The organism is Citrobacter sp. L55 (assembly GCF_002850715.1).
Classification (GTDB): Bacteria; Pseudomonadota; Gammaproteobacteria; order Enterobacterales; family Enterobacteriaceae; genus Citrobacter; species Citrobacter braakii.
The window spans coordinates 104,947-126,755 of record NZ_KZ559406.1 but is presented as its reverse complement, the minus strand read 5'-3'; the positions used below and the strand labels follow the sequence as shown (position 1 = coordinate 126,755).

Sequence of the window (21,809 nt, the reverse complement as noted above, 5' to 3'; positions counted from 1 at the left end):
GACTTTGAGTTCGCATTGAAGCTATGGTACAAATCATCTGTGTTTAACTACCGAGGACAATTATCATCCGCGATGATGAGAAGCAACACTGCGGATAATTGTAATATTATGGACAATATGTTCAGGATGTTTTTGCGTTTACCTTCACTTCTTCGTACCTCCTCCACTTTCTTGCTTGCGGGTGAGCAACACTGGCGCAACGCGCTTTAGTCCTTTCTTCTGCCTGAGCTGGCGCTGTGCGCTGAGCTAACTAATTTTATTTTTTGGTTTACTGCATGCAGTAGGCCCAAAGGACTATATTCTCAAGCAGGAGAAGCATTATGTTTTACTGGATATTATTAGGTCTGGCCATCGCGGCTGAAATTACTGGTACGCTGTCAATGAAATGGGCAAGCGTCGGCCATGGTAATTCGGGCTTTATTTTAATGCTGGTAATGATTGCCTTATCGTATATTTTTCTCAGTTTTGCCGTTAAAAAAATTGCCCTTGGTGTGGCCTATGCCTTATGGGAAGGTATCGGTATTTTATTTATTACGCTGTTCAGCGTGCTGTTATTTGACGAAACCTTGTCCACGATGAAGGTGGCTGGACTGGTCTCGCTGGTGTTAGGTATTGTGCTGATTAAATCCGGTACACGAAAACCGACAAAGGCGGGCAGAGAGGTGAGCCATGCAGCAGTTTGAGTGGGTTCACGGCGCATGGCTTGGCATAGCCATTGTGCTCGAAATCGTCGCTAACGTCTTTTTGAAATTTTCAGATGGGTTTCGCCGCAAGACTTATGGCGTGCTGTCGCTGGCAGCGGTGTTAGCGGCCTTTAGCGCGCTGTCCCAGGCGGTAAAAGGTATCGACCTTTCTGTTGCCTACGCCTTGTGGGGCGGCTTTGGGATTGCCGCGACGTTAGCGGCAGGTTGGGTATTGTTTGGTCAGCGCCTGAATCATAAAGGCTGGATCGGTTTGGCGCTGCTGCTTGCCGGAATGGTGATGATTAAACTTGCCTGATCTCAGTGCTGCCCGTTACTACGGGCAGCATAAGTTATTTGTTCGCCAACTCATCCAGCTTATCGCGAAAACCGGTCACGGATATGGCGCGATTATCGGCCCGCCAGCGATCTTTCGCCGCCGGAGCGGAGCTTTGTACACCAATCAACTGCCAGCCAGTATCTGTCTTCAACATCAATGGTGAACCGCTGTCGCCCGGGAGTGTGTCGCACTGGTGCGACAAAACGGTATTCTGCGCCCAACCGGTCACCACGCAATCCTGATGCGTGTACAAGTCATCGAGATGATCTTCCGGGTAACCCGACTGCGTAACTTTACGATCTGCGGTTTTCAGCGCCGCGGTTAATGCCGTTTTATCACCTTCAAATAATGGCAGCGGTGTGATGCCAGAAGGTGGGTAACGCAGCACCACCAGACCAAAATCCCACGGGGCCGCGGAAGGCGGCACAATCCAGCCATCGCCATCGGCTTTTAAACGTTTTCCGAGCGAGGGATCAACCCGTCCTTCAATGCCGTGGATCTCGTAGCGCCAGACACCCTTTTTCGACACGAAGCGTAATGCCACGGCTTTATCCGGCTTGCCTTTCGGGGGGGTGAGTAAGCAGTGTCCGGCAGTCAGTGCCAGACGTGGTGATATGAGCGTGGCGGTACACAGGTTACCGCTGGCGGTTTCCAGTTGCCCGATAGCGTCCCAAGGAGATTGCGTTGGGTCAGTCACTTTTATGCGATCGTCATGACCAAAAAACAGCGTTTTTACGTTTTCTGCTTCAGCGCTGGCCGTTGCAGGCTGGTCCGCATGCGCAACGACAGGAAGTAAACAAATTGAACCCAGTAACACAGCAATGGTTTTATGCATATCACACTCTGGTGGGGAATTATGATTTTTAACAGCAAACCCTCAGTTAATACTATAGACGGGACGGCGGGAAAGTGGGAGTAAAATCAGATAACTACACTCAGGAAAGATAAAAATGCATGGCAATGAGGGCGCAAATTATCAGGGTAATAAGAATGAACTCAAAGCGATAATGTGACACCATTTTACCCTCCAAAAGGCGGCGCTAAATCAGGTCGATTTAGCGCCGTATGCTATGGCGTGGGGGACGCCATAGTAACTATAAATGTGTTATGCAGCTGGTTGAGCAGCGGGTTTAGCGGTGTCGTGTTTTACGGCTTTTTTGGTGTGTTTTTTTGCTGCCTGAGCTTTCTGCTCTGGTGCTTTTTGTTCTGCAGCGGGTTTGGTCGCTGCTTTTTTGGTGTGTTTCTTAGCTGCCTGCGCTTTCTGTTCTACAGCCGGTTTTGTGGTGGATTTTTTAGCGTGTTTCTTGGCAGCCTGCGCTTTCTGCGGTGCTGCTTTGTGCTGTTTTTTATGATGAGTGGTTTTTGCCGGAGCTGCTTTGGTGGTTGCAGCAGCAGCCGGAGCGGTGGTAGCAGTTGTTTCAGCAGCAAATGCAGCAGAAGACAGACCCATAGCAGCGGCAACAACCAGAGCTAATACTTTTTTCATTCTCATACCCTCGATTTGGTTTTTCATTCAACCCCACTGCGGGGCCGTTGAAATAACTATATCGCTGTAATCACAGGGCTTCCGTGAGTCATTGGTTTCGGCGTGTAACGATATGTACAATGACTCACGGTATGAGATTACAAATAGCGGGCTTCCAGGTGAGCGCGGAAATAACGGCTGCTGAGCGGCTCTCCGGTGGCCTGGGTAATAAGCTGTTCAGTGGTAAAACGGCTGCCATGCTGCCAGATATTCTGACGTAACCAGTCAAACAGGGCACCAAACTCACCTTGCGCAATAGACTGCTCTAAATCAGGCAATGCGCGGTTAGCGGCACTGAATAACTGCGCCGCATACATGGCGCCTAAAGTATAGGAAGGGAAGTAGCCAAAGCCGCCATCGGTCCAGTGAATATCCTGCATACAACCGTTACGATAGTTACCGATGGTTGACAGCCCAAGCCAGGACTGCATTTTCTCATTCCACAATGCCGGGATATCATCTACTTCAATATCGCCATTAATGAGCGCGCGTTCGATTTCATAACGCAGGATAACGTGAGCAGGATAGCTCACCTCGTCGGCATCAACACGGATAAAACCGGGTTTAACCTGCTGGTTCCAGGCGATGAAATTGCTTTCTTCAAACGCAGCCTGATCGCCAAAGTGGCGCGTCACAGCAGGAATTAACCGCGTCAGAAATGCTTTACTGCGCCCCAGTTGCATCTCAAAGAACAGACTCTGGGACTCATGAATGGCGGTTGAGCGTGCCAGGGCGATAGGTTGCCCTGACCAACTGTGCGGCAGATTTTGCTCATAGCGGGCGTGACCGGTTTCATGGATCACGCCAAACAGCGCGCTAAGTAATTCGTTTTCATCATAGCGGGTGGTGATACGCACATCTTCAGGTACGCCACCACAGAAGGGGTGCGCACTGATATCCAGTCGACCAGCAGTAAAATCGAATCCCAACTGCGCCATCGTTTCAAGGCCCAACTCTCGCTGGATTGCGGTTGGGAAAGGCCCAACCGGGGCGATGAGCGACTGCTGAGACTGCTTTGCCACCACCTTGTTGAGCAGATCCGGTAACCAGCTCTTAACGTCTGCAAACAAGACATCCAATTGGGCACTGGTCATCCCTGGTTCGAATATGTCCAGTAGCGCGTCATACGGCGAACAGCCTGTGGCTTCGGCACGCAGCCGGGCTTCTTCACGACTGTGCTTCACGACCTCTTTCAGGTTTTCGGAAAATCCCTCCCAGTCATTGGCTGGTCGCTGGCTGCGCCAGGCATGCTCACAGCGGCTACCCGCGAGTGATTTCGCTTCTACCAACGATTCAGGTAGTAAGGATGCCTGATGATGCAGTCGCGACATTTCGCGCAGGTTGGCTTGCTCAACATCGTTAAGGTCTTCCTGTTGGGCTGCGGCGATCCACGTTGCCACTTTCGGGTCGGTTAACAACTGGTGCTCAAGCACGCTCAGCTCGGCCAGTGCTTCGCCGCGAGCTTTGCTGCCGCCAGATGGCATCATGGTAAACATGTCCCAACTGGCGATTGCCGAGAGGTGGGAGAAGCGAGAGAGCCGCTGGAACGTGCGGGTGAGCTGATGGTAATTATCATTGTTACTCATTTTTTGTTCTCGTTCTGTTTAGGTGTGATGAGAAGTTTACCGTGATTCATTCACTTTTCATAAACACACCTTTGTACCCGACTTTGCGTAACAGCTTTTTATAGCGAAAAGCCAGTAGCACGAGAAAACAGAGGGCATAAATAATGGGGAGCGGTGATAATACTTTTACCGACCACAGATAATGCAGCGGAAGTAAAACGGCCGCCAGGTAGACGTAGTTGTGCAATGTTTGCCAGCGTTTGCCCATTTTACGTTGCGCGGCTTGCGTGGAGGTCAGCGTCAGCAGGAATAAGATTATCCAACCAGTCATGCCCAACGTTAGCCATGGGCGTGAAACCAGTTCACGTCCCAATAATCCCAGATTTTGTATACCCAACTCCAGCAGCGCATAGCTGGTCATATGCAGCGTGGCCCATGCAAAACACCATAACCCTAATACTCGACGGGTGCGATACAACAACGGCTGCTTTGCGTAGCGTGCAAGCGGTGACACCAGCAGGGTAGCAAGCAGAAACTTCAGCGCGGTGATGCCCGTAAAGTGCTGGATATCTTTACCCGGGTCGGCCCCCAACTCACCACGCTGCGCGGCCCAGAAGAGCCATAGCAGGGGTAAAAAACCGGCGAGATGCAGCAGTACTTTCAGGCCGGTTATCTGTTTTGCGGTTAACCTCACTTAAAAATACTCCCGTAGATCCATGCCCTGATATAAAGAAGCCACCTCATCGGCATAACCATTAAAAGGCAACGTGGGCTGTCGCTGAACATCGAGAATGCCACCCGAACCGATAAAACGCTCTGTGGCCTGAGACCAGCGGGGGTGATCGACTTGCGGATTTACGTTGGCGTAAAAACCGTATTCGTTAGGTGCCGACATATTCCAGGTCGTCGGCGGCTGTTCACGCGTCAGCTTAATACTGACTATCGATTTAATGCCCTTGAAGCCGTACTTCCAGGGTACGGTCAGGCGTATTGGCGCTCCGTTTTGCGGCGGCAACGCTTTGCCATACACGCCCACGGTCAGAAGGGTAAGCGGGTGCATGGCCTCATCCAGACGTAAACCTTCAACATAGGGATACTTCAACCCGCCACCAATGAAGCGATCTTTCTGGCCGGGCATTTCATCAGGCGCGTAGCGTGTTTCAAAGGCGACATATTTGGCGTGGCTGGTGGGCTCAACCAGCGCCAATAATTTATGCAAAGGAAAGCCGACCCACGGTACAACCATCGACCACGCCTCAACGCAGCGCATCCGGTAAATACGCTCTTCTAATGGAAAACGAGTCGTCAGCGCATCATGATCCAACGTTAAAGGTTTGTTCACTTCACCGCTGATGGTTAACGTCCAGGGATCGGTTTTCAGGCTACCGGCATTCGCGGCAGGATCGGCTTTATCCAGACCAAATTCGTAGAAATTGTTGTAGCCCGTTACCTTGTCTTCCGGCGTCAAGGGCAGATTGTTTTGCCAGATCTCGGGTTTTGTGAACTCGAGCGGTTTGCCCGCTGGTGCAGACGGGCGATCGTTGCCTTTAAACCAATTCAGCAGACCGGCCTGTGTCGGGGAAGAGAACGAAGCCGCCGCCGCGCCTATCCCAAGAGCTTTGAGGATCTGTCGTCGTTGCATAAAAAAAACGGACTCGGCGGTAACATCAGCTTCCCGAAGTGGATGTTTTTTCTGCATAACTTTTCCTTTTTATTTTCATGTTAAGGAAAACAAATCGACGTTTCCCTGTTGATGCCTGACCTATCTATAACGACATACTGGACGCATGCGTATCCCTGATTCCTCACGAAAAGTTAAAAATTTTGTGATAACTTCCGCCCCTTGCCTGAGGTAAGCTTTCAGCATGACGAGAGGGGGATGACACTGATGGCAGGCGCAAAAAAGATATTTTTGGTGGAAGATGACAGCGATATTGCCTCACTTTTGCAACTTAGCCTGAAGGATGAGGGGTACGAAATTATTCATGAGGCTGATGGGGCACGTGCGGTCGAGCTACTGGAGAAGCATGTCTGGGATGCCGTTATCCTCGATTTAATGCTGCCGGGCGTGGACGGTCTGGAAATTTGTCGTCGCATTCGGCAAATGAGCTTCTATCTACCTGTCATTATTATCAGCGCTCGCACCAGTGAAACTCACCGCGTATTGGGGCTGGAAATGGGCGCCGATGATTATTTAGCCAAACCTTTCTCGGTGCTGGAGTTGATGGCCCGGGTGAAGGCGTTGTTTCGCCGTCAGGAGGCGATGAGTCAGAACCTGCGTATGGAGGCGGGGATTATCACCGTCCATGGTGTGGAGATTGATCCATTAGCCCGGGAAGTCCGCCTGCAGGGTAAATCCCTCGATTTAACGCCGCGTGAATTCGATCTGCTCTATTTTTTCGCCCGCCATCCCGGCGAGGTCTTTTCGCGTCAGGCGTTGTTAGACCAGGTGTGGGGCTACCAGCACGAAGGATATGAGCATACGGTGAACAGTCATATTAATCGCCTGCGCACCAAAATTGAAAAAGATGCTGCGGAGCCGGAAATTATTCTTACCGTTTGGGGACGAGGCTATAAGCTTGCTGCGGTTAACGCGGAGCATCAACCATGATTTATCGATTGTCGCTGAGCCAGCGTCTGACCCTGGTCTTTACCGCTATTATGTTGATTTGCGCGGTTGCGGTCAGCGTTGTCCAGATCCGCAGCAGTAAACAGTATGGCGACGCCATGGTGCAAAGGCTCTCGCTGGAATTGGCGAGCAAGATTGTCAAAAGTGAGTCGCTTATTGATGCCAGCGGGCAGGTTGATCGGCAGACCTTAAAAGGACTGTTTAATCACCTGATGACGCTCAACCCTAGCGTGGAGCTGTATCTGGTTTCACCGTCAGGCGAGATACTTGCTGATGCCGCTCCGCCTGGGCATATTCAGCGCCAGAACATTAGCGTACAGCCGATCCAGGTTTTCCTTAATTCGGACGAGCTGCCCGTTTATGGCAATGATCCGCGCAGCAGCCAGCAAAAGGTATTCAGCGCCGCGCCAGTTTTATTTAATGGCAAGCTGCATGGCTATTTGTACATTATTCTCCAGGGCGAAGATCTCAATATGCTGGCGAATACCGCCTGGCAAAAAACGCTTTGGAACACCGTGACCGGGACGTTAATACTGGTTTTATTAGCCGGTGCAATCGCGGGGTACCTGGTGTGGAGATGGGTGACGAATCCGGTGAAAAGGCTGACCGGACAGGTGGTTAATCTGGAGCAGGACAGCATTAGCGTCATAAAACAGCTGGCGCAGAAAAAGCCCGATTTAGCTCCGGCGAATGAAATTGCGTTGCTGAACAATGCATTTATTGAGTTAGCACAGAAAATTGCCCACCAATGGGATTTATTAGCTGACAGCGATCGTCAGCGCAGAGAGTTTATCGCCAATATTTCGCACGATTTACGTACGCCGCTCACTTCACTGCTGGGGTATCTGGAAATGCTGTCGCTGAAAGCCGATACGATGACGCCGGAGGAAAACCGGCATTATCTAAGCATTGCACTGCGCCAGGGGCATAAGGTTCGCCATCTGTCACAACAGCTTTTTGAGCTGGCGAGACTTGAGCATGGCGGCATAAAACCACAGCGTGAACGTTTTGCTATTGGCGAGCTGATCCAGGATGTGGCACAGAAATTTGATCTACCCGTTGCCACGCGTCATTTGCAGTTGCACCTTGACGTAATTGGTCCGTTACCGCTGGTGAATGCCGATTTATCGATGATGGAAAGAATCGTCACGAATTTGCTGGATAACGCTATCCGTCATACGCCTGACGGGGGCGAAGTGTGGCTAAAAGTCTGGCGTGATGAAGACCGCTTGTTAGCAGAAGTGCAGGACAGCGGGCCTGGCGTCGAAGAGGCTGTTCGCGAAGTATTATTTCAGCGCCCGACGGCGTTACTACCCCGTGAGCAGCGGGCTGAGCGTGGTGGTCTGGGCTTAGTGATCGTGCGCAGAATGCTCGAACTGCATGGGGGAGATATCCGCCTGATTAATTCAACGGCAGGGGCCTGTTTCCGTTTTTCGTTGCCGCTGGCGGATTCCCCACTGAGTAGCTGATGAGAATGTTCCGCTGAAAAGAGTCTGTAACGCTATACGCGTTGTAAACCGTGGGCATTGCGTAAAAGTTGGTAGGTTGCCAGTGATAATGAGAATTTTTATCATATATTGATAATTCATCAAGTTATCTTAGATAAGCGCAAGGAGATCGTATGTCACTGGATGCCGACAACCTGTATATCGTCAGGACCAAAGCGGTTGCTGGCTGTTTTACCATGTTTTTGCTGATGCTTGGCCTCACGTTTCTTCCGTTGTTTTTCCCCGCCAGCCAGGTTCTGCTTGCCAAAGGGCTACTTTTTCCGCTGCTGTTTGCGCTGGAATTTGTTGTGCTGGTCCCGCTGTATTACTTCTTCTTCAGAAAAAGAGAGGGGCTGGGAAAGGGAATTTTCAACGCCAGATGGTTTGCCATTTTGTTCGTGGCGCTGCTGTTTATTCAGCTTATCCTGCCATGGTTTCTGGGCCTCAGACAAACCGAAGCGTGGGTGACCAGCCAGATATCCCTAAACAGCTACGCGCTGTGGTTATCCACTCTGACCCTGATATTTATTGCGCCAGTGTATGAAGAGATTGTTTTCAGGGGCTGTTTATTCAACGCATTCCAGTATTGGTTCAATAATAAAACCTGGCTGTCGTCGGTGGTGGTATCGGTCATTTTTGCCATCATGCATACCCAGTATGTGGATCTGCGCACGTTGCTGATGCTGTTTCTTGTATCGCAGGTTTTGATCATCGCCAGACTGAAAAGCAACGGCCTGTTGATGCCGGTTATACTCCATATAGCGATGAACGGGACGGTTATTGCCCTGCAAATGGGGGCTCAGACGTTACAGCCTGGTTGATGAAGGTGATGCCCGGAACCCGGGCATCGTGGATTATACGTGCAGACGATGGTGCAGACGTGCACCGACCAGCAACGCCAGCACCAGCATCAGAGCGATAAATCCGCCCACGCCGTTCCAGCCGTAGCTGTGCCAGAATACGCCACCCAGCGTACCGGCAATACTGGAACCCAGATAATAGCTGAACAGATACAGGGAAGATGCCTGGCCTTTAGCGCGTTTTGCCCGTGGTCCAATCCAACTGCTTGCCACGGAGTGCGCGGCAAAGAACCCGGCTGAAAAGAGCAGCATCCCGGCGAAGATCAGCCACAGTGATGTGAACAGGGTCATCAACAGTCCAACCAGCATCACGCCGGTTGAAAAGAGCATTACCGGACCACGTCCATAGCGGGTGGTCATCGACCCCGCTTTCGGTGAGCTCCAGGTCCCGGTCAGATAGGCCACGGACAACAGACCGACAACCGCCTGGCTGAGTTCCCACGGCGAGAGCATCAGACGGTAGCCGATGTAATTAAACAGCGTGACAAACGACCCCATCAGTAAAAAACCTTCCGCAAACAGCAGCGGCAACCCTCTGTCGCGCCAGTGCAAACGAAAGTTGATAAACAACGTTTTCGGTCGCAGCGACGTTGGTCTGAAATGACGAGATTCCGGCAAGATTTTCCAGAACATCAGCGCGGAGGCGAGGGCAAAACAACCGATCGCCGCCAGCGCGATACGCCAGTTAAAAAAGTCGGTAAACACGCCGCTTATCAAACGGCCACTCATACCACCAATCGAGTTACCGCTGATATATAAGCCCATTGAGAAGGCGACGAAGCTGGGATGTATTTCCTCGCTCAGATAGGTCATTCCCACTGCCGCCACGCCGCTGAGCGAAAGACCTATCAGCGCACGCATGATTAAAATACCGTGCCAACTGGTCATCATCGTCGAAAGCAACGTACAACAGGACGCGAGCAGCAGGGCGGTAACCATCACCGGCTTACGGCCTATCGCATCGGAAAGTGGACCGGTAAACAGTAAACCGATCGCGAGCATTGCCGTTGAGATGGAAAGCGAAATACTGCTGCTGGCGGGAGAGACCCCAAACTCGTGCGAGAGCACTGGCAGTATGGGTTGCACGCAATAGAGGAGAGCAAATGTCGCCAGTCCGGCCGAAAACAGCGCCAGCGTGACGCGCATAAATGGGGATGTTCCGCGTTTGATAAAACTATCCGGCGGGGTAACTCTCTGTTCATCAACATCGCTTGTCGGCGCGGTATCGACAGTGGTTGTACGGCTCACTTGAAATCCTTGCTCAATCAATTACCTCTACATGACTAGCTTTAAGAGTATGAAAATCGCATTATTCTGTCTAATATATTAATAATCTCAAATGATATCTTAAAAATATGAATATCGAGCTGCGTCATTTACGTTACTTTGTAGCGGTTGCCGAAGAATTGCATTTTGGCCGGGCGGCTGCACGGTTGAATATTTCGCAACCGCCGCTGAGCCAGCAAATCCAGATCCTCGAGCAGCAGGTCGGCGCCCGACTTCTGGCGCGCACTAACCGCAGCGTGGCGCTGACCTCTGCCGGAAAGCAGTTTCTGGCAGACAGTCGGCAGATCCTGGGGCTGGTTAATGAAGCCGCTGCCAGGGCTGAGCGTCTGCATCTGGGAGAAGCGGGGGAATTGCGTATCGGCTTTACGTCATCGGCACCGTTTATCAAAGCGGTTTCAGATACGTTATCCCTCTTTCGCCAGAGCTACCCCGCTGTACATATGCAAACCCGTGAAATGAACACGCGCGAGCAAATTGCTCCGCTCAATGAAGGAACGCTGGATTTGGGACTTCTGCGCAACACGCAGCTTCCGGAAACGCTGGAGCGTGAAATCATTCTGCATGAGCCGCTGATGGCGATGATCCCGCGCGCGCATCCGTTGGCGCAAAAGCCCGTGGTCACATTGGCGGAGTTGGCCAATGAGCCATTTGTCTTTTTTGATCCGCATGTGGGGACGGGGTTGTATGACGATATTCTTGGCCTCATGCGTCGCTATGGACTGAAGCCGACTATCACTCAGGAGGTTGGTGAGGCGATGACTATCATCGGGCTGGTGGCCGCAGGATTAGGTGTTTCCATTCTTCCCGCTTCCTTTAAACGGGTGCAATTGTATGAAATGTGTTGGATCCCGATAGCGGAAGACGATGCCGTTTCGGAAATGTGGCTGGTGTGGCCAAAACATCATGAGCAAAGTCACGCCGCGCAACGCTTTCGCGAGCAACTGTTGGCGGCCGTTCAGGCGATTAATTTAGTTTAAAAATGGGCGAAAATGTGCAGTAAATCACAAGGCTAAGTAAAAAGTTGACGGAAGCCATTGAAGTGCTTCACCATAGCCCGCAGATTATTTCGGAGCGCGAAAATAAAGGGAGTAAGTGGTGGTTGCTGATAGTCAGCCTGGGCATATCGATCAAATTAAGCAGACCAATGCGGGCGCGGTTTATCGCCTGATTGATCAGCTGGGTCCGGTATCGCGTATTGATCTCTCTCGCCTGGCACAATTGGCGCCTGCCAGTATTACTAAAATTGTCCGCGAAATGCTCGAAGCGCACCTGGTGCAAGAGTTGGAAATCAAGGAAGCGGGCAGCCGTGGACGTCCGGCCGTTGGGCTGGTTGTGGAAACGGAAGCCTGGCACTATTTATCCATTCGTATCAGTCGCGGCGAGATCTTTCTGGCGCTGCGCGATCTGAGCAGCAAACTGGTGGTTGAAGATTGTCTTGAAATGGCGCTGGTCAGTGAAACACCATTGCTGGAACGCGTTATTACCCAGGTCGATCAGTTTTTCATCCGCCACCAGCAAAAGCTGGAGCGCTTAACCTCCATCGCCATTACCTTACCCGGCATTATTGATACTGAAAACGGTATCGTTCATCGCATGCCATTCTACGACGATGTCAAAGAGATGCCGCTGGGTGAAGCGCTTGAAAATCATACCGGCGTGCCGGTCTATATTCAGCATGATATCAGCGCCTGGACTATGGCCGAGGCGCTTTTTGGCGCATCGCGCGGCGCACGCGACGTCATTCAGGTGGTTATCGATCATAACGTGGGGGCCGGAGTAATCACCGACGGTCATCTACTGCATGCCGGCAGCAGTAGCCTGGTGGAAATTGGTCATACCCAGGTGGACCCCTACGGCAAACGCTGCTATTGCGGCAACCATGGTTGCCTGGAAACGATCGCCAGCGTCGACAGCGTGCTCGAACTGGCACAGGTACGCTTGAAGCAATCAATGAGTTCTTCTCTACACGGGCAACCGTTAACGGTAGACGCGCTGTGTCTGGCGGCGATGCAGGGGGATTTATTGGCGAAAGATATCATTAGCGGCGTTGGGACCCATGTCGGACGGATTCTTGCCATCATGGTGAATTTGTTCAACCCGCAAAAGATATTGATTGGTTCTCCGCTCAGTAAAGCGGCGGATATTTTGTTTCCCACTATTGCTGACAGCATTCGTCAGCAAGCGCTCCCGGCCTACAGTCAGCATATTGTCGTCGAAAGTACGCAGTTCACCAATCAAGGGACGATGGCAGGGGCGGCGCTCGTGAAGGACGCGATGTATAACGGTTCTTTGTTGATTCGTCTATTACAGGGTTAACATTTTTTAACTGTTGTACGAAAAATTGCGCTATCTCAAGCCGATTCTCGTCGTCATACCTTAGACTTTCTCCACTGTATTATTTTCCTGACTTATATTTTCAAAGCATAACGGTGGAGTTAGTGATGCTGAAGCGTTTCTTTATTACAGGTACAGACACTTCTGTTGGGAAGACCGTGGTTTCCCGCGCATTACTACAAGCGTTAGCGTCAGGGGGTAAAAGCGTTGCGGGCTACAAACCCGTGGCTAAAGGAAGCAAAGAGACACCTGAAGGTCTGCGCAACAAAGATGCGCTGGTGCTGCAAAGCGTGTCCACTATCGAACTGCCCTACGAGGCGATCAACCCGATTGCGTTGAGTGAGGATGAAAGCAGCGTAGCGCATAGTGGTCCGGTCAATTACACCCTGTTATCCAACGGCCTCGCAAGCCTCAGCGAAAAAGTGGATCACGTTGTCGTGGAAGGCACCGGAGGCTGGCGGAGCCTGATGAACGATCTGCGTCCGTTATCTGAATGGGTGGTGCAGGAACAACTGCCGGTGCTGATGGTGGTGGGTATCCAGGAAGGCTGTATTAATCATGCCATTCTCACCGCGCAGGCGATTGCCAGTGACGGACTGCCTTTGATTGGCTGGGTCGCGAACCGAATCAACCCGGGGCTAGCGCATTATGCGGAAATCATTGATGTGCTGGGCAAAAAATTACCCGCACCGCTGATCGGTGAACTGCCTTATCTGCCTCGCGCAGAGCAGCGCGAGCTGTCTCAGTACATCCGTCTGTCAATGCTCGGCAGCGTGTTGTCGGTAGATAGAGTCCTGGCGTAACGTTCGCGACAGCACAGACGCCACCACACAGGCAATCAGCAATCCGGGGAGCAGACGATACTCCCCGGTCATTTCACAAACCATCAGTGTCGACATTATTGGCGCATGCGTGGTCGCTGCCAGCAGCGTGGCCATCCCCGTTAATCCCAGCAGAATGGCAATCTCATCCGGACCCGGAAGCCATAATCCCCACACTCGTCCCAGCAGCATACCCACCGAAAGACCGACAAACAGCGTTGGCGTAAATACACCGCCAGGCGCACCGGAACCACTGCTGGCAAGCACCGCCAGTAATTTGCAGATGAAGATCCCGCTCACCACGGCCAGCAGCGGTGGGGAGAGTAAATATGACTGCACCACGCTGTAGCCGTTACCCCAGACCGCAGGCGTGAGCAATGACAGCAGGCCAACGATCAGCCCGCCGAGCGCCAGTTGCCACGGGGGCGAGAGTTTTAAGCGCAAAAACCCATTATGGCTGGCGGTCATCAACCACATGAATAGCGGTCCGCAAACGCCGGCAGCCAGACCGGTGCTGATGATCATGACGTATTCCAGCGCATGCAGTTCCCGTGTGAAGTGCACGGCATACAGCAGCGCATTGCTGGCGCTCAACATATTGGTGGTGAGCAAGGCGACGACGGCGGATACCACCACCGGTCCCAGTGAAGCGAGGATCAGCGTGCCAAACAACACTTCAGCAATAAATAGACTGCCCGCCAGTGGGGCATGATACGCTCCGGCCATACCCGCAGCGGCTCCGCAGGCAATCCATAACTTCCATTCCGTGCGCGGGGTGAAGCGTTGAGCAAAGCTGGAGGCTGCCAGCGCTGCCAGTAAAATCATGGCACCTTCGCGCCCGATGGCGCTCCCGCTGGCGACGACCAGTAACGAGGCCAGCGATTTCACCAGGCTTGCACTGACGTCAAATTGTCCGTTAGTTTGCAAGGCTTCCATGTAATCAGTGGGAGCCTGCGGGCGTAACCGGTTGAACGTTTGCCATCCCCAAAGCAGCAAACCCGCCGCCAGCCCTCCTAACGCAGGTGTCAGCATGCGTCTTACAGGGGAAAGGTTTGTTGCCGCGTTGACCAGACTCCCTGTGTCATTGCTCAGGAACAACCATTCAAGAAGGAGCATGGCGTGGCGAAATCCTGCGACGGCCAACGCAGCAAGGATACCAATCACCGCAGCAATCAGCAGGCGGCGGAACATGGCGCGCAGGTCAGGATAAGCATGTAAATGATGCATGAGTGGCCAGACAGGAAATTTCAGACGCTTTATTTTGCGGCTATTTGGCAACAGAAGCAAAAGCTCAGCGTGCGCAACGGAATGCTACACAGGCAGGACACATCCTGCCTGTGGTGAAACTAACGAAAAAGTGGCTTATCGGCTATCGGGATCAGTAACTGCGACTGCCATTGCGCCAGCGTCATACGGGCCAGCTCCCCCAGCGCCTGGTAAAACGGATGATCAGCTTTTTCGATAAACACATCAAGGAAGCGGGATGACCACGGGAACAGATGCCAGGCCAGCAGCTGTTCGCACTCGGTGTGGCGTTCATTTTCAGCAAGCCAGGCCGTCAGCAACAGCAGTGAACCAAAGTGATCTTCTGGCTCATTTTGCTGCATGGCAAACTGGATGCCGTTGTCCCGCATCCACTGACGAAGTGCCAGCGTAGAGTCGCCAAACAACACGTTTTCGCGATCCAGCCAGACAGATCCCCAGGGCGGAGAGGGTAGCGCATATGGACCGACAAACAGGCGTTGCCAGGCCTGCGGGAGAGGCTCATCGACCTCGGCTTGTAGCCGTGCTGCCAGCGGGAAAAGCATTGCCTGATCGAGCGGCCACTGCGCCTGCCAGCCATCGGCTCTTAACGCACTGACTAATGCAGAGGTTTCCGCGCTATCTGGCGCATAGTAAAACAGTGCGCCGAGTACGCGCGCCGCGGTAGAAAAGTTGTCAACTTGCGAAAAATGGGTCATGCAAACAATCCTGAACAGTGCGGGTTGCCCCGCACCCGAAAGTTAACCTGCAACAGCCATTCCGACTGTCATATGTAAACCATAAAACAATCCGCGGCCAATGATTTCACCGGCGAGGACTAACACTAAGCCCAGCGCCAGGCCGCCGACGGATGGTGCTTTACGACGGATCAGCGGGCATATCCAGCAGCCCAGACCGGCGGCCAGCAGAATGATGCGCCAGACCTGCAAGCTTCCGTAGTCGGGAACCAGCGCGCTGGCGGATTGTACCGAACTGTGGATCCCGCCGAGCGACAGTCCCTGCAGAACAATAACCGCCACGATCACCAGTAGGGCCAAAACGCTCACGTAGGCGAATCTGGCGGTGCCAGAGGAAACACCCGCAGCACGCAGCAGCAGGGCGGCAAACAGCGGTCCGCTCAGCAACATCGTCATAAAAAATGCCACCGTAGTGTAGCCGTTATACCAGGTCGGGACAGTGTCTATCTGGTAGACGCTGGTCATCGCCAGCACAAATACCAGACCCAGCAGCATGCCCACCAGCAGCCAGATTTTACCTAACGCTGCGGGCATTTTACCGAGAAACGCCACCAGCCACCACAGGCCACCGACGGCGAAAAACAGTGAACCACTGGCGATTTCGTTACTCAGCGCAGATGCGCCAACTCTGTTCAGCGAGTTAAAGGCGCGCAGTGGCGAACCCAGGTGCATTACCGAGGCGAGAAAGGCGATGCCCATTACCAGCCACAGAAAAAACATGCTGCGCACGATACGTTGTTTTGCCACCTCGTCTTTAGCGGTCAGCCAGCCATAGCCACTCACTATCAGCGCTCCGGCCACGCACTGGCCCAGCACCGTAAACAGGACCAGCGGCCATTCATGCCATCCATTGCCCATGTTACACCTCCTGCGGATTCGCCAGATAACCCGTGGTATCCCCGGTCGGGCGGCTATTGGCGTTGGGTTTGATCACAATACTCGGTTTGGTGAAGTGCGCACCTGGCAGCGGAGCGACCGCCGCCAGTTCACCGTGCTTTTTGCGCAGCTCATCAATTGGACCAAAGTCCAGCGCGCGCAGCGGACAGGATTCGACGCAGATGGGCTTTTTGCCGTCGGCCACGCGGTCATGACAGCCATCGCACTTGGTCATATGACCTTTGGCGGCATTGTACTGCGGTGCGCCGTACGGGCAGGCCATGTGGCAGTAGCGACAGCCTATGCATATGTCTTCATCCACCACCACAAAACCATCTTCACGCTTATGCATAGCGCCGCTGGGGCAAACCTTGGTGCAGGCCGGATCTTCGCAGTGATTACAGGCAATGGAGAGGTAGTAGGCGAAGACATTCTGTTGCCAGACGCCGTTATCTTCCAGCCAGTCGCCTCCAGCGTATTCGTAAATACGCCGGAAACTGACGTCGGGAGTGAGATCCTTGTAATCTTTGCAGGCCAGCTCGCAGGTTTTACACCCCGTGCAACGGCTGGAATCAATAAAAAATCCATACTGAGTTGTCATGGGTTAGTCCTTATGCCTTCTCGATCTCGACCAGGTTAGTATGCTGTGGGTTGCCTTTTGCCAGCGGCGACGGGCGCTGAGTTGTCAGCGTATTGACGCAGGCGCCATGGTCAATCTTATCGCCAGCCATATCGGCATCGTGCCATGCACCCTGGCCCATTGCGCTTACTCCGGGCAAAATTCGTGGCGTGACTTTTGCCGGGATACGCAGTTCACCGCGATCGTTAAAGACTCGCACCATATCGCCATTTGCAATCCCCCGTTTTTGGGCATCGACGGGATTTATCCATACTTCCTGACGACAGGACGCCTGGAGAACATCGATATTGCCGTAGCTGGAGTGGGTGCGGGATTTGTAGTGGAAACCAAACATCTGCAGCGGGTATGAACTGCGTTTCGGGTCATCCCACCCTTCAAACGTGGATGCATAAACGGGAAGCGGACTGATTACCTCGTCCTTTTGCAGTACCCATGTACTGGCAATTTTCGCCAGTCGGCTGGAGTAAATTTCAATCTTGCCAGACGGCGTTTTGAGCGGGTTGGCCTGTGGATCCTCGCGGAATTTTCTATAGGCGACAAAGTGTCCGTTAGGATCTTTGCGCTTATAGATCCCCATGTTTTTCAGCTCGTCATAAGTCGGGAGCGCGGGGTCTTTAGCCAGCATTTTTGCATACAAATACTGAAGCCACTGCTCCTGGGTACGGCCTTCAGTAAACCGTTGATAGACATCATCGCCAAGACGTTTTGCGACTTCACTCATTATCCAGTAGATCGGTTTGCGCTCGAACTTAGGCGACGTCGCGGGTTGAATAAAAATGAGGTAACCCATGTTGCCTGCATAATCGTTAGGAATGATGTCTTCCTGTTCGACGGTCATTAAATCAGGCAGCAGAATATCGGCATATTTGGCCGAAGAGGTCATGAAGTTTTCAATGACCACAATCATTTCGCATTTCGTGTCGTCCTGAAGGATCTCATGCGTTTTATTGATATCTGAGTGCTGATTGGTGATGGTGTTGCCCGCGTAGTTCCAGATAAATTTAATCGGCACGTCGAGCTTATCTTTCCCACGTACGCCATCGCGGGTAGCGGTCATTTCCGGGCCCCGGACGATTGCGTCGGTCCAGCTAAAGCAGGATATCTGGGTCTTAATGGGATTTTCTGGCAGCGGCATACGCTCAATCGTGATGGTGTAGGTTGATTCTCGTGCACCGCTATTGCCGCCGTTGATGCCAACGTTGCCAGTCAGGATTGGCAGCATCGCGATTGCGCGTGAGGTCAGCTCGCCGTTAGCCTGGCGTTGCGGACCCCAGCCCTGACAAATATATGCGGGTTTTGTACTGCCGATTTCCCGAGCCAGTTTGATAATGCGCTCGGCTGGGATCCCGGTAACATGTGAGGCCCACTGGGGTGTTTTAGCGATACCGTCATCACCGTTGCCCAAAATATAGGCTTTGTAGTGCCCATTAGCGGGTGCGTCGGCGGGCAGGGTTTTCTCGTCGTAACCAATGCAGTATGTATCCAGAAACGTCTGGTCAACGAGATCTTCGTGAATCAGGACCCAGGCGATTCCGGATACTAATGCAGCATCGGTGCCTGGACGAATAGGGATCCATTCATCTTCACGACCCGCTGCGGTATCGGTATAACGCGGGTCGATGACGATCATCCGGGCATTAGAGCGCTCCCTGGCCTGTTCCAGGAAGTAAGTTATTCCACCTCCGCTCATACGCGTTTCGGCGGGATTATTGCCGAACATCACCACCAGCTTCGTGTTTTCGATATCGGAGGTGCTGTTGCCTTCGTTTGAACCGTAGGTATAAGGCATTGCCGCCGCGATTTGTGCGGTACTGTAGGTGCCGTAATGACTCAGGAATCCGCCATAGCAGTTCATCAGGCGAGCGACCAGCGAGGCATAAGGGGAGGAGCGAGTAATGTTGCCGCCTACAATGCCAGAGGTGTAGTTGATATACACGGCCTCGTTACCGTATTTGTGCACGGTATTTTTCAAACTGGCACTGATGGTGTCCAGTGCTTCCTGCCAGGTTATACGCTCAAATTTACCTTCACCACGTTTGCCCACGCGCTTCATGGGGTAATTCAGGCGATCCGGATGATTGATCCGTCGACGGATTGAGCGCCCACGCAAACAGGCGCGAACCTGGTGTTGACCATAAATATCGTCCCCGGTCGTATCGGACTCCACCCAAACGACTTCATTATCTTTAACGTGGAGTTGCAGGGCACAACGGCTGCCGCAGTTTACGGAACAAGCGCCCCAAACCACTTTTTCTTCAACGGGTTGTATCGCCTGCTGTACCGCTGCGGCGGCAGTGCGCATTCCGAAAGGTAACGACAGCCCACCCGCGGCAAGCGCCAGCGAACCGATTGCCGAGGATTTCACTAACGTCCTGCGGCTAATGCCTCCATATTGCTCAGTTTTTGACATTACTCACCCCATTATAGTTATCGCTATATATTAATTTCTATAACGAAATTAATAGCATGCTAATAATGGTTTGAGTTTACCCACTTATGGGTATGTCATCTTAATGCATATCAAACTGGAGTGACCCTCCGCGCACGGAGGGCGTGATTTATTGCGGTTCGGCGACGTGCCCGTCATGGGCAGGGGTGCTATTGGCAGGGGCGTTGCCACTGTTGGTTCGGGTATAGAGAATTTTGTGCGTATCGTTTGCACAATGTCCCACGACCAGTGAATCAGGCTGATCGGCCTGATCGTTGGGAACAATGTTCAGCGTAAAGCTGGATTCAGCAACGCCATTATTAATGATGCGCTGTTCGATATCACTTTTCACGCGTTCACATGACGCCGGTGCCGCCAAAACCTGCGGGGACGCGACGGCCAGTAAGAGCGCGGCAATTCCTGTTATGTATTTCATCATCAGCTCCTTTATGATCGACCTGGACTAAGATTAGCATTTCTGGTGTAAATAACTGTATTTGCTAATATGATTGAGAATTATCTTCTTATCCCGGTGAAAAATGTGAAGAAAAAGATCTTGTTAGGTTTCCTGTGCGTCGTGTTGGCCGGGTGTGATAACGCCAAAGGCCTGGATTCCTTTACGCCGGAAATGGCCAGTTTTTCCAATGAATTTGATTTCGATCCGCTGCGCGGGCCAGTAAAAGATTTCAGCCAGACGCTGCTTAATGACAAAGGTGAAGTCACCAAGCGCGTTGTCGGTACGCTCTCACAGGAAGGGTGCTTCGATACGCTTGAATTGCATGATATTGAAAGCAATACCGGCATGGCGCTGGTCCTGGATGCTAACTATTACCGGGACGCCAAAACGCTGGAAAAACGGATCCGCTTACAGGGTAAATGTCAGTTAGCAGAACTGCCTGCGGCGGGCGTGGTATGGGATACCGACGATAACGGTTTTGTCGTTTCCGCCACGGGAAAAGAGATGAAGGTGCAATATCGCTATGATGCGGAAGGCTACCCGCTGGGTAAAACCACCGTCAATAAGGACAATACCTTGCAGGTTGATGCCAAACCGTCGGTTGACCCGTTAAAGAAGCTGGATTACACCGCGGTAAGTCTGCTCAATAACCATCCGTTAGGTAATGTAAAACAAACGTGCAAGTATGATGACTATGCTAATCCGGTCAACTGCCAGCTTGTTATCGTTGACGAGAGCGTGAAGCCGGCAGTTGAACACCATTACTCGATTGAAAACACCATCGATTACTATTAGTCAGTCTTTACTGAGCGGTAGGTTGCAGCAGGTTAGGACCTGACGTTTTATGTTCTGCCAGATACTGCTGCTGGAAGATACACATGCGGATAGTGTTGCGGTATTGACCGTTGATAAAGAATTCATGAATCAGCTCGCCTTCGACCATAAAGCCGAGTTTACGGTAGATGTGGATGGCTTTTTCGTTCTCTTTATCAACGATCAGATACAGCTTATATAAGTTAAGTACGGTAAAGCCGTAATCCATCGCCAGCTTAGCAGCCCGGGAAGCCAAACCTTTGCCCTGATATTCCGGCGAAATAATGATCTGGAATTCTGCCCGGCGGTGCACATGGTTAATTTCAACCAGCTCCACCAGTCCGGCTTTTTCACCGTCGCATTCCACAACAAAGCGACGTTCGCTTTGGTCGTGGATATGCTTGTCATACAGATCTGACAGCTCAACAAATGCTTCGTAAGGTTCTTCAAACCAGTAACGCATTACGCTGGCGTTGTTATCAAGCTGATGGACAAATCGTAAATCTTCACGCTCCAGCGGGCGCAGCTTAACACTGAGGGCGCTAGTCATATCGTATCCTTTCAATATCTTTCAAAGTGCAATCATTATGGGGCAACGGTGCGGCCAGTGCGGCGGTCGAGGCAGCGCAGGGTGTTGGGCTCCCAGTACGCATTAATATTAGCGCTCTGTTCGCACTTATCACGGCTATCGAAAGCAGCGTCGGTTTTGTCCCACTCTTTCTCTGCACGCTTGTTGACCTTCTGGCGTAGCTGACGCGTATCGTTCCATTGTTCCTTTTCCATTGCTGCCTGTTGACGACTTTGCGCACTGTCCCCGGATTCAATGATCAGTTTACTGGTTTCAGCAAATGCGGAAGAGGTGTACACAGCCGCAGCCAGCGTCAGCATAGCCGTCAGGCACAGGCGTTTGGTCAGTGTCATATTCATGGCGAATTCCTTTTATGGGAAAGGGAAAAAACAATAAAACAGGGTTAAATTCTACACTATTCCGGCTTGCGGGCATACCCACTCAGCGGAGATGGATACGCTAACGACATTCTGTCGTATCATGGTTAAACCGAAAGTAA

The 21,809-nt window shown here is 52.2% G+C and carries 23 protein-coding genes; 9 read left to right on the top strand and 14 right to left on the bottom strand.

From position 1 onward, the window contains the following. Positions 1-317: 317 nt before the first annotated feature. Positions 318-683: a multidrug/spermidine efflux SMR transporter subunit MdtJ gene (gene mdtJ / locus B9P82_RS17210; protein WP_161623250.1), complete on the top strand. Its 366-nt coding sequence runs from the start codon at positions 318-320 to the stop codon at positions 681-683. Then, a complete protein-coding gene (gene mdtI, locus B9P82_RS17205) occupies positions 670-999 on the top strand; it encodes a multidrug/spermidine efflux SMR transporter subunit MdtI (protein WP_016153035.1) in 330 nt (109 codons plus the stop codon). Before mdtJ ends, mdtI begins: the two co-directional genes overlap by 14 nt. Before the next feature lie 34 nt (positions 1,000-1,033). On the opposite strand, the gene B9P82_RS17200 is transcribed toward mdtI, so the two are convergent. From B9P82_RS17200 to msrP, 5 genes are all read right to left on the bottom strand, one after another. Next, positions 1,034-1,855 carry a trypsin-like serine peptidase gene (locus B9P82_RS17200; protein ID WP_101700677.1) on the bottom strand — a complete coding sequence of 274 codons (822 nt, stop codon included), beginning with the start codon at positions 1,853-1,855 and terminating at the stop codon, positions 1,034-1,036. Between the two features lie 270 nt (positions 1,856-2,125). Beyond that, positions 2,126-2,506, bottom strand: coding sequence for an acid resistance repetitive basic protein Asr (gene asr / locus B9P82_RS17195; RefSeq protein WP_046276326.1), 381 nt, complete (start codon positions 2,504-2,506; stop codon positions 2,126-2,128). A 137-nt stretch (positions 2,507-2,643) separates the two neighbouring features. Beyond that, positions 2,644-4,131 (bottom strand): carboxypeptidase M32, encoded by a 1,488-nt coding sequence (locus B9P82_RS17190; RefSeq protein ID WP_095715962.1) that lies wholly within the window; start codon positions 4,129-4,131, stop codon positions 2,644-2,646. 46 nt (positions 4,132-4,177) lie between these two features. After that, complete coding sequence (msrQ, locus tag B9P82_RS17185; RefSeq protein ID WP_095715963.1) at positions 4,178-4,804, bottom strand: protein-methionine-sulfoxide reductase heme-binding subunit MsrQ; 627 nt, start codon at positions 4,802-4,804, stop codon at positions 4,178-4,180. Then, positions 4,805-5,809 carry a protein-methionine-sulfoxide reductase catalytic subunit MsrP gene (gene msrP / locus B9P82_RS17180; protein ID WP_019076759.1) on the bottom strand — a complete coding sequence of 335 codons (1,005 nt, stop codon included), beginning with the start codon at positions 5,807-5,809 and terminating at the stop codon, positions 4,805-4,807. A gap of 189 nt (positions 5,810-5,998) precedes the next feature. Here msrP and B9P82_RS17175 point away from each other — a divergent pair, with 189 nt between their 5' ends. The 3 genes from B9P82_RS17175 to B9P82_RS17165 all read left to right on the top strand — a co-directional run bounded on the left by B9P82_RS17175 (position 5,999) and on the right by B9P82_RS17165 (position 9,047). Further along, positions 5,999-6,721: a response regulator transcription factor gene (locus tag B9P82_RS17175; RefSeq protein WP_016153040.1), complete on the top strand. Its 723-nt coding sequence runs from the start codon at positions 5,999-6,001 to the stop codon at positions 6,719-6,721. Continuing rightward, entirely contained in the window at positions 6,718-8,208 is a 1,491-nt protein-coding gene (locus B9P82_RS17170) for a sensor histidine kinase (RefSeq protein ID WP_101700676.1), read from the top strand. Before B9P82_RS17175 ends, B9P82_RS17170 begins: the two co-directional genes overlap by 4 nt. A 152-nt stretch (positions 8,209-8,360) precedes the next feature. Beyond that, the gene (locus tag B9P82_RS17165; protein WP_101700675.1) at positions 8,361-9,047 is read left to right on the top strand and encodes a CPBP family intramembrane glutamic endopeptidase; all 687 of its coding nucleotides are present in this window, start codon (positions 8,361-8,363) and stop codon (positions 9,045-9,047) included. Positions 9,048-9,080: 33 nt separating this feature from the next. On the opposite strand, the gene B9P82_RS17160 is transcribed toward B9P82_RS17165, so the two are convergent. After that, complete coding sequence (locus B9P82_RS17160; protein WP_016153043.1) at positions 9,081-10,334, bottom strand: MFS transporter; 1,254 nt, start codon at positions 10,332-10,334, stop codon at positions 9,081-9,083. Positions 10,335-10,441: 107 nt separating this feature from the next. On the opposite strand from B9P82_RS17160, the gene B9P82_RS17155 reads away from it, so the two are divergent. The 3 genes from B9P82_RS17155 to bioD all read left to right on the top strand — a co-directional run bounded on the left by B9P82_RS17155 (position 10,442) and on the right by bioD (position 13,510). After that, positions 10,442-11,350: a LysR family transcriptional regulator gene (locus tag B9P82_RS17155; RefSeq protein ID WP_047358410.1), complete on the top strand. Its 909-nt coding sequence runs from the start codon at positions 10,442-10,444 to the stop codon at positions 11,348-11,350. A 118-nt stretch (positions 11,351-11,468) separates the two neighbouring features. Continuing rightward, positions 11,469-12,689: a sugar metabolism global transcriptional regulator Mlc gene (gene mlc, locus B9P82_RS17150; RefSeq protein WP_016153045.1), complete on the top strand. Its 1,221-nt coding sequence runs from the start codon at positions 11,469-11,471 to the stop codon at positions 12,687-12,689. Positions 12,690-12,814: 125 nt separating this feature from the next. After that, on the top strand, positions 12,815-13,510 hold the full coding sequence (gene bioD / locus B9P82_RS17145) for a dethiobiotin synthase (RefSeq protein WP_065554461.1): 696 nt from the start codon (positions 12,815-12,817) through the stop codon (positions 13,508-13,510). On the opposite strand, the gene clcB is transcribed toward bioD, so the two are convergent. From clcB to B9P82_RS17115, 6 genes are all read right to left on the bottom strand, one after another. Next, on the bottom strand, positions 13,466-14,755 hold the full coding sequence (gene clcB / locus B9P82_RS17140; protein WP_101700674.1) for a voltage-gated ClC-type chloride channel ClcB: 1,290 nt from the start codon (positions 14,753-14,755) through the stop codon (positions 13,466-13,468). The genes bioD and clcB overlap by 45 nt on opposite strands. Before the next feature lie 119 nt (positions 14,756-14,874). Continuing rightward, positions 14,875-15,489 carry a Tat proofreading chaperone DmsD gene (gene dmsD / locus B9P82_RS17135; RefSeq protein ID WP_101700673.1) on the bottom strand — a complete coding sequence of 205 codons (615 nt, stop codon included), beginning with the start codon at positions 15,487-15,489 and terminating at the stop codon, positions 14,875-14,877. Between the two features lie 42 nt (positions 15,490-15,531). Next, complete coding sequence (locus B9P82_RS17130) at positions 15,532-16,386, bottom strand: dimethyl sulfoxide reductase anchor subunit family protein (protein ID WP_047417536.1); 855 nt, start codon at positions 16,384-16,386, stop codon at positions 15,532-15,534. Position 16,387: 1 nt separating this feature from the next. Further along, on the bottom strand, positions 16,388-17,005 hold the full coding sequence (locus B9P82_RS17125; protein ID WP_046276317.1) for a DMSO/selenate family reductase complex B subunit: 618 nt from the start codon (positions 17,003-17,005) through the stop codon (positions 16,388-16,390). Positions 17,006-17,015: 10 nt separating this feature from the next. After that, a complete protein-coding gene (gene ynfE / locus B9P82_RS17120; protein WP_101700672.1) occupies positions 17,016-19,454 on the bottom strand; it encodes a selenate/tellurate reductase subunit YnfE in 2,439 nt (812 codons plus the stop codon). Positions 19,455-19,602: 148 nt separating this feature from the next. Further along, the gene (locus tag B9P82_RS17115; RefSeq protein ID WP_101700671.1) at positions 19,603-19,911 is read right to left on the bottom strand and encodes a DUF1161 domain-containing protein; all 309 of its coding nucleotides are present in this window, start codon (positions 19,909-19,911) and stop codon (positions 19,603-19,605) included. Between the two features lie 102 nt (positions 19,912-20,013). Between B9P82_RS17115 and B9P82_RS17110 the strand changes: the two genes are divergently transcribed. Continuing rightward, positions 20,014-20,724: a YnfC family lipoprotein gene (locus B9P82_RS17110; RefSeq protein ID WP_029139534.1), complete on the top strand. Its 711-nt coding sequence runs from the start codon at positions 20,014-20,016 to the stop codon at positions 20,722-20,724. A 7-nt stretch (positions 20,725-20,731) separates the two neighbouring features. Here the strand turns inward: B9P82_RS17110 and speG are convergent, their stop codons facing one another. Together speG and B9P82_RS17100 are read right to left on the bottom strand one after the other, a co-directional pair. Then, on the bottom strand, positions 20,732-21,292 hold the full coding sequence (speG, locus tag B9P82_RS17105) for a spermidine N1-acetyltransferase (RefSeq protein WP_006684613.1): 561 nt from the start codon (positions 21,290-21,292) through the stop codon (positions 20,732-20,734). A gap of 35 nt (positions 21,293-21,327) precedes the next feature. Then, on the bottom strand, positions 21,328-21,669 hold the full coding sequence (locus tag B9P82_RS17100; RefSeq protein ID WP_046274464.1) for a DUF1283 family protein: 342 nt from the start codon (positions 21,667-21,669) through the stop codon (positions 21,328-21,330). Positions 21,670-21,809: the final 140 nt, after the last annotated feature.